Raw genomic sequence first — 14675 nt, forward strand, 5'->3', positions numbered from 1 at the left:
AGTCTGCGGCACAGGCGGAAGCAAGCTGACCTAGGAGATCCTGATGCCTCTCGCGTTCCTGGCCACCCTGACGGTCCTGGCCGTGATCACGGCCGTGATCATCGCCGCCCTCACCGGCGCGGTGACCGCCTTCCTCGCGCGGGCGGACGGCGCGACGGCGGCCGGCGCCCTCATCCGCGCGGGCGTCGCCTTCGGAGCCACCCTCACGTTGATCGCGGTCCTGGTCACCACGGTGGCCGGGCTGCTGAGCTGACACGGGGCGATGCCGATCCGCAGTGCGAGCCGCTCGTCACCCCGGCCAGACGATCGCCTGCACCTCGCTGTAGGCGTGCAGCGCGTACGAGCCGACGTCCCGGCCGACGCCGCTCTGCTTGAATCCGCCGAAGGGGGCCTCCATGTTGCGGCCCACGGTGTTGATGCCGACGCCCCCGGCCCGCAGCCGCCGTGCCACCCGGAAGGCGCGGGCCACGTCGTCCGACCAGACGTAGTCGATCAGGCCGTAGTCGGTGTCGTTGGCGAGCGCGATGCCCTCCTCCTCGTCGTCGAAGGGGATGACGACCACCACCGGCCCGAAGATCTCCTCGCGGGCCACGCGCATGGCGTTGGTGCAGTCGGCGAGGAGGGTGGGGGCGACGTAGAAGCCGGTCGGCAGGTCCGGGCGCTCGCCGCCGGTGACCACCACCGCGCCTTCCTCGCGGCCCACTTCGACGTACGACTCCACCCGGTCCCGGTGCGCCGCCGAGATCACCGGCCCGACGACCGTGTCCGGCTCCCGCGGGTCGCCGACCTTCAACCGGCTCGCGTAGGCCGCCAGTTGATCGACCAGCCGGTCGTAGATCCCGCGCTGGGCCAGTACCCGCGTGGGGGCCGTGCAGATCTGGCCGCTGTAGAAGGAGAACGTGGTCCCGATCCCGGCCACGGCCGAGCCGAGGTCGGTGTCGTCGAAGACGACCGCCGCGCCCTTCCCGCCCAGCTCCATCAACTGGCGTTTCATACCGCGACCGCACACCTCGGCGATCCGCCGCCCGACCGCGGTGGAGCCGGTGAAGCTGACCATGTCGACGTCCGGGGACGCGACGGCCGCCTCGCCGACGCCGGTCGACCGGCCGGACACCACGTTCACCACGCCCGGCGGCACGCCCGCCGCCTCAAGCGCCTCCGCCATCCGGTAGACCGACAGCGGATCCTGGGGCGCCGGCTTCACCACGACCGTGTTGCCCATCGCCAGGGCGGGGGCGATCTTGCCGGCCGGGTTGGCCCAGGGGTTGTTGTACGAGGTGACGCAGGCGACGACCCCGACGGGCTGGCGGACGGCCAGCGCGCCCATCACGCCCGCCTTCCCCATCGGCCCGGCCTCGTTGATCTGCGGCGGGATCGCCCACTCGGCGGGCTCCACGCGCGCGTAGCGGCGGAAACGGGCGGCGGCGACGCCGACCTGCAGGCCGCGTGCGGTGCCCGTGGTCGCGCCGGTCTCGGCCCGGGCCAGCTCCGCGTACGGCACCAGGTTCTCCCGGATGACGCCCGCGGCCCGGCTCAGCAGCGCCGCCCGCTCCTCCGGAGGCGTCCGCGACCACGGCCCGAAGGCCTCCCGGGCCGCGGCACAGGCCGCGATCACCTGGTCCCGGGAGGCCTCCGGCGCCCATCCGACGGTCTGCTCGGTCGCCGGGTCGATCACCTCGTAGTGCCCGCCGTCCGGCTCCGTCCAGGAGCCGCCGACGAACAGCGGCTGCCGTGCCGTCACCTCGTGCTCACCGTCTCCGTGTCGCGCCCCGAGCGCAGCACCCGGCCCGGCACGGCACCCGTCACCACGTCGTCCCGGATCGTCTCGACGCCGTTGACCCAGACGGCCCGCACGCCGAGCGCCCGGGAGTCCAGCCGCGGGCTGTCGCCGGGCAGGTCGTGCACCAGGGTGGCCGGGCCCGCGTCGATCCGCTCCGGGTCGAAGAGGACGAGGTCGGCGTGCCAGCCCTCCCTGATCCGCCCCCGCTCGCGCAGCCCGAAGAGCCGGGCCGGGTCGTCGGTCAGCATCCGCACGGCCCGTTCCAGACCGACCAGCTTCCGCCCGCGCAGGCAGTCCCCGAGGAACCGGGTGGTGTACGGCGCCCCGCACATGCGGTCCAGGTGGGCGCCCGCGTCGGACCCGCCGAGCAGCACGTCCTCGTGCTGCCAGGTCTCCGCCCGCAGCGCCCAGGACGCCGGGTCGTTGTCGGGCGGCATCGGCCACAGCACCGTGCGCAGCCCGTCGTTCGCGCAGATCTCCACCAGGCACGCGAACGGCTCCTGGCCGCGCTCCTCGGCGATGTCCCGCACCACGCGCCCGGTCAGCCCGGCGTTGGCCTCGCTGTAGGTGTCGCCGATGACGTACCGGCCGAAGTCGGCGAGCCTGCGGAAGACGCCCGCCTCCTTGGAGTCGGCGCGCCTCAGCATCTCGGCCCGGACGTCCGGGTCGCGCAGCTTCTCGATCCGCTCGGGGACGGGCAGCCCGAGGACCGGCCCCCACCCGGGGATGAGGTTGAGCGCGCAGAACGTGCCCAGGGACATGTTCATGGGCGTGAGGATCGGCATGGTGAGGGCGACGACCCGGCCGCCCGCCTTCCTCGCCCGCTCGCTCGCCAGCAGTTGCCGGGGCACGCGCTCGGGCACCGCCGCGTCGATGGTCAGCACGTTCCAGTTCAGCGGCCGCCCCGCCGCCGCGCTCATCTCCACGAACAGGTCGATCTCGGCGTCGCTGAACTGGTCGAGGCAGCCCGCGACGATCGCCTCGATCTGCGTGCCCTCGTGCTCCCCGACGGCCCGGGACAGCGCGAGCAGTTCGGCGGGCCGGGCGTGCCGCGAGGCGACGGGCTCGCCGTCCCCGTCCGAGTGGCTCCTCGACTGGGTGGTGGACAGCCCCCAGGCCCCGGCGTCCATGGCCTCCCGCAGCAGCCGCACCATGGCGTCGAGCTGCTCCTGGGACGGCTGCCCGCCCACGGCCTGCGGCCCCATCACGTACCGCCGCAGCGCGCAGTGCCCCACCATGAACCCGGCGTTGACGGCGATCCGCCCCTCCAGGGCGTCCAGGTACTCCCCGAAGGAGTGCCAGTTCCAGGGCGCCCCCTGCTCCAGCGCCACCAGCGCCATGCCCTCGACCTTCGACATCATCCGCCGCGTGTAGTCGGCGTCCTCGGGCCGCTCCGGGTGCAACGGCGCGAGCGTGAACCCGCAGTTCCCGCCGACGACGGTGGTGACCCCGTGGTTGAGGGAGGGCGTGGCGTACGCATCCCAGAAGAGCTGGGCGTCGTAGTGGGTGTGCGGGTCGACGAAGCCGGGCGTGAGGACGAGACCGGAGGCGTCCTCGGTGGTGCGGGATTCCTGGGTGACAGTGCCGATGACGGCGATCCGACCGTCACGGATACCGACGTCGGCGGTCCGGCCGGCGGCACCGGTCCCGTCGACGACCGTCGCACCTTTGATGACGTGATCGAGCACTGGGCGCACCTCCTGGTGGGCGGTGGGACTGGTACCTAGGGGCGCGGGGAACTGCGCGACAAGCCACGACGCACCCGCACCCGCCGACGACGCTCAGCCGATCCCCCGGAACCGCGAAGTCCGATGCACGGGATCCGTGTCGATCTTGGGAATCACGTGCTCCCCGACCAGCCGTATCGTCTGCAGCGTCTCCTCCTTCGGCACCCCCACCGGCAACCCGAAGCTCAACTGATCCGCCCCGGCCTGCTCCCACCGCTCGCACTGCCGCAGCACCTCATCGGGATCCCCGCAGATCAGCAGCTCCTCCTCGATGAGCACCTCCACGAACTCCTCGGTGTACTCCGGCAGCGTCTCCGGCCACACCGGGAACCCCTCGGGCCGAGGAAACGTGTCGTGGTACCGGAACACCAGCGAGGGCAGATAGTGCAGCCCCCCGTTCGCGGCGATCCGCACGGCCTCCTCATGCGTCGGCGCGCAGATCGCCGTGGTCGTCACCATCACGTTGTCGTTGACGAACGCCCCGACCGGCTCCGCGTCCACGATCGCCGTCTTGTACTGCTCCAGCACCCACTCCATGTCGGAGACCTTCTGCACGCTGAAGCCCAGCACGCCGAGCCCCTTCCTCGCGGCCATGGCGTAGGAGGGGGGCGAACCGGCCGCGTACCACATGGCCGGGTGCGCCGGACCGTACGGCTTCGGCAGGACCTTCCGCGGCGGCAGCGACCAGTGCTTGCCCTGGAAGCCCTCGTACTCGTCCTGGAGCCACATCTTGGGGAACTCGGCGATGGTCTCTTCCCAGATCTCCTTGGTGTGGTTCATGTCGGTGATGCCCGGCAGGAACCCGAGGATCTCGTGCGAGCCGGCGCCCCGCCCGCTGCCGAACTCGAAGCGGTTGCCGCTGAGGTGGTCGAGCATGGCGACCTTCTCGGCGACCTTCACGGGGTGGTTGACCTGGGCCAGCGGGTTGAAGATCCCCGAGCCGAGGTGGATCCGCTCGGTGGCGTGGGCCAGGTAGCCGAGGAAGACGTCGTTGGCGGAGAGGTGCGAGTACTCGTCCAGGAAGTGGTGCTCGGACGCCCAGGCGTACTTGAAGCCGGACCTGTCCGCCTGGATGACGTACTCGGTCTCCTCCATCAGCGCCTTGTGCTCGGCGAGCGGGTCGGTCTCGGCCCGTTTGCCGACGTATCCCTGTACGAAGATGCCGAATTCCAAGGAGGTTCACCGCCCCACGGGTCTTATCTGACGGTTCGTCAGATGCATGGCTCCGACTGTTCCACCGGCCCTCATGAGCGTCAATAGCTGACGAGCCGTCAGATAACGCTGACGCCCGCCAGCCACCCCCCGTCGATCACGAACGGCTGCCCCGTGATGTACGACGAGTCCTCCGACGTGAGGAACAGCGCGAGCCTGGCCACCTCCTCCGGCTGCCCGACCCGCCCCAGCGGCACCAGCTTGCGGTACAGCCGGTCGAGGCCCTTCGCGCTCTCCTCCGGATCGGCGTCCGGGTCGAGCCGCGCCGGGTTGGACATCGCCGTGTCGACGGCCCCCGGGCAGACGGCGTTCACGCGTATCCCCCGCCCGGCCAGTTCCAGGGCGGCGACCCGGGTCAGCCCGAGCACGGCGTGCTTGGTCGCCGCGTAGGAACCCACCCCCGCCATCCCGGTCAGGCCGGTGCAGGACGCGGTGTTGACGATCGTGCCTCCGTCGGCCATCTGCGGGGCGACCGTACGGATGCCCAGGAAGCAGCCCACCTGGTTGACCTGGACGACCTGCATGAACTCGTCGAGGGGCGTGTCGAGGAGGGAGTTGAAGCGCAGGATGCCGGCGTTGTTGACGAGCCCGTCCAGGCGGCCGTAGGCGTCCTTGGTCGCGGCGACAGCAGCCTGCCAGTCGTCCTCCCGGCCGACGTCGAGATGGACGTACCGCGCGCCGATCTCCTTGGCGAGGGCCTCGCCGCAGTCGTCGAGGACGTCGGCGACGACCACCCGGGCGCCCTCGGCCGCGAACAGCCGGGCCTCCTGCTCGCCCTGGCCGCGGGCGGCGCCGGTGATGATGACGACCCGTCCGTCGAGCTTGCCCATGGCTCTCCCTCACAGCTCGGGGGCGACCTCGGCGCCGAACGCCGCGATCTGGTCGGTGAGTTCGGCACGGCTCCGGCTGCGGAAACGCACCTGGATCTGGTCCACGCCCATCGCCCGGTACGCCCGCAGCGACTCGGCGAGCACCCGCGGACGGCCGGTGAGGGTGCGGCGGCCCACGTCCCAGCCGGGGGTGCCGACGTACAGCGGCTCGGTGATCGCGCCCACGGTGAACGGCCCCCGCGCCTCCGCCCGTTCGCGCAGCTCCCGGATCCGCGCGAGCTGCGCGGGCAGCCGGTCCCTGGGGTCCCCCTGCGGGAGCCAGCCGTCGCCCTTGAGCGCGGCCCGGCGTACGGCGGCGGGCGAGGAGCCGCCGACCCACAGGGGTACGCGTTCCTGCGCGGGGCGGGGCCGCTGCCCGAGGCCCTCGAAGTCGTACCGCTTGCCGTGGTGCTCGGGGAACTCGTCCGGTCCGAGAGCGGCGCGCAGGGCGTCGAGGCACTCGTCGAGCACCGGCCCGCGCTGCCGGAAGTCCACGCCCAGGGCCTCGAACTCCTCCCGGACGTGTCCGGCGCCCACCCCGAGGACGAGCCGGCCGCCGCTGAGGTGGTCGAGGGTGGCGTACTGCTTGGCGGTGAGCAGCGGGTGCCGCAGTCCGACGACCGCGACATGGCTGAGCAGCCGGACGCGGGCGGTGGCGGCGGCGAGGAAGGAGAGCGTGGCGACCGGGTCGTACCAGACCGTGCTCATGGCGGCGGCCAGCCGGCGCGGGATGCCGACGTGGTCGCAGCTCGCCAGGTAGGCGAAACCGGCCCGGTCGGCGGTGCTGGCGATGTCGAGGAGGTCCTCGGGGCCCGCCGCCGCCTCCCAGGGCTCGGCGTAGAGGGTGCTCTGCGACTGGACGGGCAGCTGCATCCCGTACAGCAGGCTCACCGCGCACCGCCGGGGCCGGGCCAGAGCCCCTCGTCCGTGAGGCCCAGCAGGTCGATGGCGTTACCGCGCACGATCCGCTCCACCACGTCCGGCTCCAGGTGCCCCATCTGTGCCTCGCCGACCTCGCGTGACTTGGGCCAGGTGGAGTCGGAGTGGGGGTAGTCGGTCTCGTAGAGGACGTTGCCGACGCCGATGGAGTCGAGGTTGCGCAGCCCGAAGGCGTCGTCGAAGAAGCAGCCGTAGACGTGCTCGGCGAACAGTTCGGACGGCGGCCGGCGCACCTTGTCGGCGACGCCGCCCCAGCCCCGGTTCTCCTCCCACACCACGTCGGCCCGCTCCAGGATGTAGGGGATCCAGCCGATCTGCCCCTCGGCGTACATGACCTTGAGGTTCGGGAACTGCTCGAACTTGCCGCTCATCAGCCAGTCGACCATCGAGAAGCAGCAGTTGGCGTAGGTGATGGTGGAGCCGACGGCGGGCGGGGCGTCCGCTGAGGTGGAGGGCATGCGGCTGGAGGAGCCGATGTGCATGGCGACGACGGTGCCGGTCTCGTCGCACGCGGCGAGGAAGGGGTCCCAGTCGTCGGTGTGGACGGAGGGCAGGCCGAGGTAGGGCGGTATCTCGGAGAAGGCGACGGCACGGACACCGCGGGCGGCGTTGCGCCGGACCTCGGCGGCGGCCAGCTCGGCGTCCCACAGGGGGATGAGGGTGAGCGGGATGAGCCGGCCCCGCGCGTCGGGGCCGCACCACTCCTCCACCATCCAGTCGTTGTAGGCGCGGACGCACAGGAGGCCCAGCTCGTGGTCCTCGGCCTCGGTGAAGGTCTGGCCGCAGAAGCGCGGGAAGGTCGGGAAGCAGAGGGCGGACTGGACGTGGTTGACGTCCATGTCGGCGAGGCGCGCGGTGACGTCGTAGGAGCCGGGCCGCATCTGCTCGTAGGTGATGACCTCCAGCCTGATCTCGTCCCGGTCACAGCCGACGGCGGTGTCGAGCCGGGTCAAGGGCCGGCGCAGCTCCTCGTAGACCCACCAGTCCCCGACGGGACCGTCGTCGCCGGGTTCGCCCATGACGGGCTTGAAGCGGCCGCCGAGGAAGGTCATCTCCTTCACGGGCGCCCGCACGATCCGGGGGCCGGCGCCCCGGTACTTCGCCGGGAGCCGGTCCTGCCAGACGGTCGCGGGCTCCACGGTGTGGTCGTCCACGGAGATGATCAGCGGAAACGTGCTCGCGTGGGTGTCCATGGCGCTCACGGTAGCGCCGATCTGACGGATCGTCAGCTATGTGTACGCGGTCCGGTTCCGGCCACGATGGCCTGGTCGGAGCGGCCCGCCCCGGGTCCCTGCGGAGAGAGTGTGCAGACCTCGTGGACTCCCGTGCGTCGGCCTGTGATCGGTGTCTCCCACGGCTGACGTATCCGCCGCACACAAGGCAAACTGGCCTGGTTGCTCAGGATGCCTAGGGGGACTGCATGGACGGTGTACCGGACGGTGTGCCGCGCGTACCGGAGCAGCGGCGTACCGGCTTCCCGGCGGGATCGCCGGATTCCGCAGGACCGGCGGGGTTCACGGCACTGCGCTTCGGCGTGCTCGGCCCGGTGCGCGCCTGGCGCGGCGACGAGCCGATCAACACCGGGTCCCCCCAGCAACGCGCCCTGCTCGCCGCCCTGCTGCTGCGCGAGGGCCGCACGGCGACGGCGGCGGAGCTGATCGACGCCCTGTGGGGCGAGGAACCGCCCTCGCAGGCCCTGGCGGCGCTGCGGACGTACGCCTCCCGGCTGCGCAAGGTGCTCGACCCGGGCGTCCTGGTCAGCGAGTCCGGCGGATACGCGGTGCGGGACCTCGCCGAGGGCGCCCTGGACCTGGCCGTCGCCCAGGACCTGGCGACCGAGGCGGAGAAGGCCCGGTCGGCCGGCGACCTCTGCCACGCCCGCGAGGTGCTGCGGCGCGCCCTCGCCCTGTGGGACGGGGAGACCCTGGCGGGCGTCCCCGGCCCGTACGCGGAGGCGCAGCGCGTCCGCCTGGAGGAGTGGCGGCTGCAACTCCTAGAAACGCGCCTCGACATGGACCTGGAGCAGGGCTGCCACGCCGAGGCCGTCTCCGAGCTCACCGCCCTCACCGCCGCCCACCCGCTGCGCGAACGGCTCCGCGAGCTGCTGATGCTGGCCCTGTACCGCAGCGGCCGCCAGGCCGAGGCCCTCGCCGTGTACGCCGACACCCGCCGCCTGCTCGCCGACGAACTGGGCGTCGACCCGCGCCCCGGCCTGAGCGAACTCCAGCAGCGGATCCTCCAGGCGGACCCGGGCCTGGCGGAGCCCTCCTCCCCGGCCCCCGAGCCGGCCGCCGTCCCGGTCCGCCCGGCCCAACTGCCCGCGACGGTGCCGGACTTCACCGGCCGCTCCGGCTTCGTCCGCGAACTGGGCGACCTCCTGGCCGCCGCCGAGGGCCGGGTCATGGCGGTGTCGGCCCTGGCGGGCATCGGCGGCGTGGGCAAGACGACCCTCGCCGTGCACGTGGCCCACCAGGCGCGCTCGGCGTTCCCGGACGGGCAGCTGTACGTCGACCTCCAGGGCGCGGGCGCCCGCGCGGCGGAACCGGAGACGGTCCTCGGCTCGTTCCTGCGCGCCCTCGGCACCGCCGACTCGGCCATCCCCGACTCCCTGGAGGAGCGCGCGGCGCTGTACCGCTCGGTGCTGGCCGGCCGCCGCGTCCTGGTCCTGCTGGACAACGCCCGCGACGCCGCCCAGGTCCGCCCCCTGCTGCCCGGCACGGACGGCTGCGCCGCCCTGGTCACCTCCCGGGTGCGGATGGTGGACCTGGCGGGCGCCCACCTGGTCGACCTGGACGTGATGTCCCCGGACGAGGCGCTGGCGCTGTTCACGAAGATCGTCGGCGAGGAGCGGGTGGCGTCCGAGCGGAAGGCCGCCCTGGACGTGGTCGCGGCCTGCGGCTTCCTGCCGCTGGCGATCCGCATCGCCGCCTCCCGCCTGGCGGCCCGGCGCACCTGGACGGTGTCGGTCCTGGCGGCGAAACTCGCCGACGAACGCCGCCGCCTGGACGAACTCCAGGCCGGCGACCTCGCGGTGAAGGCCACCTTCGAGCTGGGCTACGGCCAGCTGGAGCCCGCCCAGGCCCGCGCCTTCCGCCTGCTGGGCCTGGCCGACGGCCCGGACATCTCCCTCGCGGCGGCGGCCGCCGTCCTGGACCTGCCCGTGGAGGAGACGGAGGACCTGCTGGAGTCCCTCGTCGACACCTCCCTCCTGGAGTCGGCGGCCCCCGGCCGCTACCGCTTCCACGACCTCGTACGGCTCTACGCGCGTGCGTGCGCGGAACGCGACGAGATGCCGCCGAGCGAGCGGGGGGCGGCGGTCTCCCGCCTGCTGGACTTCTACCTGGCCTCGGCGGCGGCCGTGTACGCGATCGAACGGCCGGGCGACCGACTGGTGGACCATCTCGCCCCGACGACGCACCAGGGCCTGTCCTTCGGCAGCAGGGAGGCGGCCCTCGACTGGCTCTTCGCCGAGGCCGAGTGCCTGCTGGCCTGTGTCGTGCAGTCGCTGCTCGCACCCACGCTCCGGCGGGCGGCCGGCCTTCTCCTCGTGGCGAAGGACCTTTCCGAGTCCGGCGCCAGCTCGCTCTTCTACGAGCGGGCCGCCACCGCACTGTGCCGGGCGGCCCAGCAACTGGGCGACGCTCATGTCGAGGCGCAGGCGCGCACCACCCTGGCGCAGGTGCACGTGCGCGCCGGGCGCTTCGACGAAGCGGCTGTCGAGGCGAGCAAGGCGATGACCCTGGAATCGGCCGAGGACCCGTGGTCCATGTGCAACGCCCCCCTGGAACGCGGCGTCATCGCCTTCTACAAGAACGAACTGGAGGCCGCCGAGACCTACCTGAGCATCGCCCTGGACAACTTCCGCGATGACCGGAACGCCCCCGGAGAGGCCAGCGCACTGTGCAACCTCTCCCGTGTGCATCTGGCCCTGGGCAAGACGAGCACGGCCATCTCGCTCGTGGAGCAGGGCATCGAGATCTACGACGGCCTGGGAGCGGCCCTGCGTCTGGCAAACGGACGGTACGCCCTCGGGCTCGCGCTGACCGTCGCGGGCCGGTACGGCGAGGCGCTGGAACAACTCAGCGCGGCGCTGGCCGTCTTCCGTGAGAACCGCCAGCCGCTCTGGGAGGGCGTGACACACTTCCGTATCGCGGAGGTGCACCTCGCGGCGGGCCGTCCGCCGCTCGCGGCCGCCCACGCGGAGCAGGCCATCGCCCTGCGCGGCATCGGCGGGGAGTGGCGTCGTGGGACGGTCCTCACCGTGCTGGGCAAGGCCCTGCTGGAACTCGGCCAGCCCGACCGCGCCCGTGCCTGCTGGCAGGAAGCCCTGACGATCTACGACAACCTGGGCTCCGCGGAGGCGTCCGAGGTGCGCGCGCTGCTCAGCCCCGTGGCCCCCTGAACGCGCCGGAGTGGGCGTTCATCGTTCGTTTATCGCCGCCGGGCACTCTGTTGCCACCAACCCGTCGCGTCGGGGGGCAGACGGTTTGGTCAACGGCCGTACACGTACGGTGTACCGGCCTTCGGACGCTCGTTCGGCAACCCACGGGGGAGTTGCCGGACGGGCGTCCTGTGAAGCGGCAACCGGCCCATGTCACAGAGAGAGATCCATTCCATGAGCGACAAGGTCAAGCCCGAGGACACGCACATCTCCGGTGGGGAAGACGGGGACATCAAGCCCCAGGACACGCACATCTCCTCCGGGGAGCTGGACACGGGCGACATCAAGCCTCTCGACACCCACATCTCCGGCGGCACCGCCACCCCGCTGGACACCCACATCTCGGACGAGAAGGCCTGACGGACCTGATCCGACGGGGGACTTCGGGGGAGCATCGGCCGCGGCGGCGCGGAGGGGGAGCCGTCGCGGCCGACGCGCGTCCGGACGCGGGATCGCTCCGCTACAGCGGAACGACCCTGACGCCCGGCCCGCAGAGCTTTCCCATGCCGTCCTCGTCGGACGTGAAGAACACCACGCCCCCGGGCTGCCGACCGGCGATCACGGCCAGGGCGGCGTCGATCGCGTGCTTGTGGCCGTGCAGGCCCGTGTCCTGGAGCAGGGTGACGGTGGCGTCGGCGACGTCCCGCGTCACGGGTTCGACCACGACCCGCGACATCGCCCACGCTCAAGCGGCACGCCGTACCCGACCGTGGTACGCCTCGATCAGCGTCATGGAGCTGGTCACGACGCGAATGCCCGAGCGATGGGCGTCCTTGAGCCGCGCCAGCATCACCCGGTCCCCCAGCACGGCCCGCGAGAGCGCCTCACAATCCAGCACATAGCAGGACGGCAACATCAGCTCGCCTTCCGGCAATGCTCACCCTGCTCCGTGAAGTGGCGCTCGAACTAGCTCGCCGAGGAGATCCGGCAGGAGGTCGGGTCCGGCGGCTTCAGTGCCTATGTCACGCGGGCCATAGAGCGTCAGCGGGACCAGGACCGGCTGGGCGAGCTGGTGGCGTGGCTGGAGGAGGAGCACGGCCCCGTCACCGACGACGAGCTCGCGTCGGCCGAGGCCGAGCGCAGGGACGGACGACGGCTTCGGCCCGACAGCGTGCGCGGCGGCTCACGGCACGCCATAGTGGGTCGGAAAAGATCACCTGTCGGCTCGATCGTGAAGGTGGCAGCATGCCCGGTGAGCAACCCCAGACGTACGAGACGCTCGACGAGCGGTTCCGCACCGGCCGATGCCAGGCCGGGGACTCGACGCTGGAGACCCTCTTCGAGGGCTGCCGGTGGGCCGAGGGGCCCGTGTACGTGCCCGCCGGGCGGTATCTGCTGTGGAGCGACATCCCCAACGACCGGCTGCTGCGCTGGGACGAGACGACCGGCGCCGTCGGGGTGTTCCGCTCGCCCGCGGGGTTCCCGAACGGCAACACCCTGGACGGGCAGGGCCGTCTCATCACCTGCGAGCAGGGCAACCGGCGGGTGACCCGGACCGAGCACGACGGTTCGGTCACGGTGCTCGCGGAGCGGTTCGAGGGCAAGCGGCTCAACAGCCCGAACGACGCGGTGGTGCGCTCGGACGGCTCGGTGTGGTTCTCCGACCCGGAGTTCGGCATCGCCACCGACTACGAGGGGCACCGCGGGGAGAGCGAGATCGGCGCCCGGAACGTGTACCGGATCGACCCGGTGAGCGGTGCGGTGCGGCTGGTGGCCGACGGCTTCCAGGGCCCCAACGGCCTGGTCTTCTCCCCCGACGAGAGCCGGCTGTACGTCTCCGACAGCACGGCCAACCACATCCGCGTCTTCGACGTCCGCGACGACGGCACGCTCGACGGCGGCGAGGTCTTCGCCGAGTGCGCGAAGGGGAACTTCGACAACATCCGGTTCGACGACGCGGGCCGCCTCTGGGCCGCCGCCCTGGACGGCGGGGTGCACTGCTACGACCCCGACGGCACGCTCCTGGGCCGCGTCCTGGTCCCCGGCGTCGTCGCCAACATCCGCTTCGGTGGCGCCCGGCGCAACCGCATGTTCATCGCCGCCGACACCACGCTCTACTCGCTGATGATGTCGGTGACCGGGACACCGGCCCTGCCGGTCAGCCGGTGACCCTCTCGCGCAGCGCCCCCTTCACGACCTTCCCGCTCGCGTTGCGCGGCAGTTCCGCCACGAACTCCACCGTGCGCGGCACCTTGTAGTTCGCCATCTCCCGGCGGGACCAGGCGATCAGGTCGTCGGCGGTGACGAGCGCCCCGGGCCGCCGTACGACGTACGCCCGGCCCACCTCGCCCAGCCGGGCGTCCGGTACGCCGATCACCGCGACGTCCGCCACGTCCGGGTGGAGGCCCAGGAGCTGCTCTATCTCGGCGGGGTAGGCGTTGAAGCCGCCGACGATGAACATGTCCTTGAGACGGTCGGTGATCCGCAGGTTGCCGTCGGCGTCCAGGACGCCGACGTCGCCCGTGCGCAGCCAGCCGTCCGCCGACAGCACCTCGGCGGTGGCCGCCTCGTCCTCGTAGTAGCCGGTCATGACGTTGAAGCCGCGGACCAGGACCTCGCCCGGCGCCCCGGACCCCAGGGGCCGCCCCTGGGCGTCCACGACCCTCACCTCCGTGCCGGGGATCGCCCGGCCCGACGTCGACGCGATCACCGTCGGGTCGTCGCCGCGCCGGCACATCGTGACGACGCCGCCGGCTTCGGAGAGGCCGTAGGCGGTGAGGACAGTGTCGATGCCGAGTTCCCCGCGCAGCCGCTCGACGAGTCGCAGGGGCACCACCGCCGCTCCGGTCACCACCAGGCGGAGCGCCGAGAGGTCGTGGGCGTCGCGGGCCGGGTGGTCGAGGAGGGACTGGAGGAGGGTCGGGGGGCCGGGGAGGACGGAGACGCGTTCCGCGGCGATGCTGGCCAGGACCGTGGCCACGTCGAACACCGGCCGGGGGATCATCGTCGCGCCCCGCGTCAGGCAGGCGATGACCCCGGCCTTGTAGCCGAAGGTGTGGAAGAAGGGGTTGACGATCAGGTAGCGGTCGCCCCGGGTCAGGCCCGCCAGTTCGCTCCAGATGCCGTAGGCGCGCAGCGTCTGCGCGTGGGTGATGACCGCGCCCTTGGGGCGGCCCGTGGTGCCCGAGGTGAAGATGATGTCCGAGGGGTGGGAGCCGTCGACGGCGTCGGCTCGGCGGCGGAGCGCCGCCGGTCCCACCGCCTCCCCGCTCGCCAGGAAGTCCTTCCAGGTGAGGAAGGCGGCCGGGGCGTCCTCCGAGAGGACCACCACGTGCTCCAGGGCCGGGAGGCCGGGCAGCGGGCCGTCGCCCGGGCCGTGCCCGGCCGCCCTGCGCAGGGAGGCCACGTACGAGGTGCCGAGGAAGGTGCCCGTCACGAACAGCAGCCGGGCCCCGCTGCGGCGCAGGACGTCCGCCGCCTCCGTGCCCTTGAAGCGGGTGTTGAGGGGGACCAGGACGCCGCCCGCCGAGACCGCTCCGAGGGCCGCGACGATCCAGTCGAGCGTGTTGGGCGCCCAGATGGCGACCCGGTCGCCCCGTGCGAGCCCGTTCGCCAGGCAGGCCGCCGCGGCGCGGTCCACGCGTGCGCCCAGTTCCGCGTAGGTGATCCGGGTACGGCCCTCGACGACCGCCTCGACGTCCGCGTACCGCTCGGCCGCCGCCCTGACCAGGCCCGGAACGCTTCCCCACTCCGTGTCCGCTCGCATG

11 protein-coding genes and 1 pseudogene are annotated in these 14675 nt (G+C 72.4%); 4 read left to right on the top strand and 8 right to left on the bottom strand.

What is annotated here, in order from left to right; genetic code table 11:
- Positions 1 to 43 precede the first annotated feature (43 nt).
- Positions 44 to 253 (top strand): hypothetical protein, encoded by a 210-nt coding sequence (locus C1703_RS16895; RefSeq protein ID WP_114253658.1) that lies wholly within the window; start codon positions 44 to 46, stop codon positions 251 to 253.
- 36 nt (positions 254 to 289) lie between these two features.
- Here the strand turns inward: C1703_RS16895 and C1703_RS16900 are convergent, their stop codons facing one another.
- The 6 genes from C1703_RS16900 to C1703_RS16925 all read right to left on the bottom strand — a co-directional run bounded on the left by C1703_RS16900 (position 290) and on the right by C1703_RS16925 (position 7720).
- Entirely contained in the window at positions 290 to 1741 is a 1452-nt protein-coding gene (locus tag C1703_RS16900) for an aldehyde dehydrogenase family protein (protein WP_114253659.1), read from the bottom strand.
- Positions 1738 to 3477 (bottom strand): D-aminoacylase, encoded by a 1740-nt coding sequence (locus C1703_RS16905; protein ID WP_114253660.1) that lies wholly within the window; start codon positions 3475 to 3477, stop codon positions 1738 to 1740. Before C1703_RS16905 ends, C1703_RS16900 begins: the two co-directional genes overlap by 4 nt.
- An 84-nt stretch (positions 3478 to 3561) precedes the next feature.
- A complete protein-coding gene (locus tag C1703_RS16910; protein WP_198678193.1) occupies positions 3562 to 4680 on the bottom strand; it encodes an LLM class flavin-dependent oxidoreductase in 1119 nt (372 codons plus the stop codon).
- 98 nt (positions 4681 to 4778) lie between these two features.
- Positions 4779 to 5549: a glucose 1-dehydrogenase gene (locus C1703_RS16915; RefSeq protein ID WP_114253661.1), complete on the bottom strand. Its 771-nt coding sequence runs from the start codon at positions 5547 to 5549 to the stop codon at positions 4779 to 4781.
- A gap of 9 nt (positions 5550 to 5558) precedes the next feature.
- Positions 5559 to 6461 (bottom strand): LLM class F420-dependent oxidoreductase, encoded by a 903-nt coding sequence (locus tag C1703_RS16920; protein ID WP_114257463.1) that lies wholly within the window; start codon positions 6459 to 6461, stop codon positions 5559 to 5561.
- A gap of 14 nt (positions 6462 to 6475) precedes the next feature.
- Positions 6476 to 7720: an amidohydrolase family protein gene (locus C1703_RS16925; protein ID WP_114253662.1), complete on the bottom strand. Its 1245-nt coding sequence runs from the start codon at positions 7718 to 7720 to the stop codon at positions 6476 to 6478.
- Between the two features lie 227 nt (positions 7721 to 7947).
- Here C1703_RS16925 and C1703_RS16930 point away from each other — a divergent pair, with 227 nt between their 5' ends.
- Both C1703_RS16930 and C1703_RS16935 read left to right on the top strand, forming a co-directional pair.
- A complete protein-coding gene (locus C1703_RS16930; RefSeq protein WP_114253663.1) occupies positions 7948 to 10929 on the top strand; it encodes a BTAD domain-containing putative transcriptional regulator in 2982 nt (993 codons plus the stop codon).
- A gap of 213 nt (positions 10930 to 11142) precedes the next feature.
- A complete protein-coding gene (locus tag C1703_RS16935; protein ID WP_114253664.1) occupies positions 11143 to 11328 on the top strand; it encodes a hypothetical protein in 186 nt (61 codons plus the stop codon).
- Positions 11329 to 11428: 100 nt separating this feature from the next.
- Here C1703_RS16935 and C1703_RS16940 read toward each other — a convergent pair.
- Positions 11429 to 11824 (bottom strand): annotated as a pseudogene (locus C1703_RS16940) (hypothetical protein).
- A 329-nt stretch (positions 11825 to 12153) separates the two neighbouring features.
- On the opposite strand from C1703_RS16940, the gene C1703_RS16945 reads away from it, so the two are divergent.
- Entirely contained in the window at positions 12154 to 13077 is a 924-nt protein-coding gene (locus tag C1703_RS16945) for an SMP-30/gluconolactonase/LRE family protein (RefSeq protein ID WP_114253665.1), read from the top strand.
- Here C1703_RS16945 and C1703_RS16950 read toward each other — a convergent pair.
- On the bottom strand, positions 13067 to 14674 hold the full coding sequence (locus tag C1703_RS16950) for a FadD3 family acyl-CoA ligase (protein ID WP_114253666.1): 1608 nt from the start codon (positions 14672 to 14674) through the stop codon (positions 13067 to 13069). The genes C1703_RS16945 and C1703_RS16950 overlap by 11 nt on opposite strands.
- Position 14675: the final 1 nt, after the last annotated feature.

The sequence above is a fragment of the Streptomyces sp. Go-475 genome (assembly GCF_003330845.1).
Classification (GTDB): domain Bacteria; phylum Actinomycetota; class Actinomycetes; order Streptomycetales; family Streptomycetaceae; genus Streptomyces.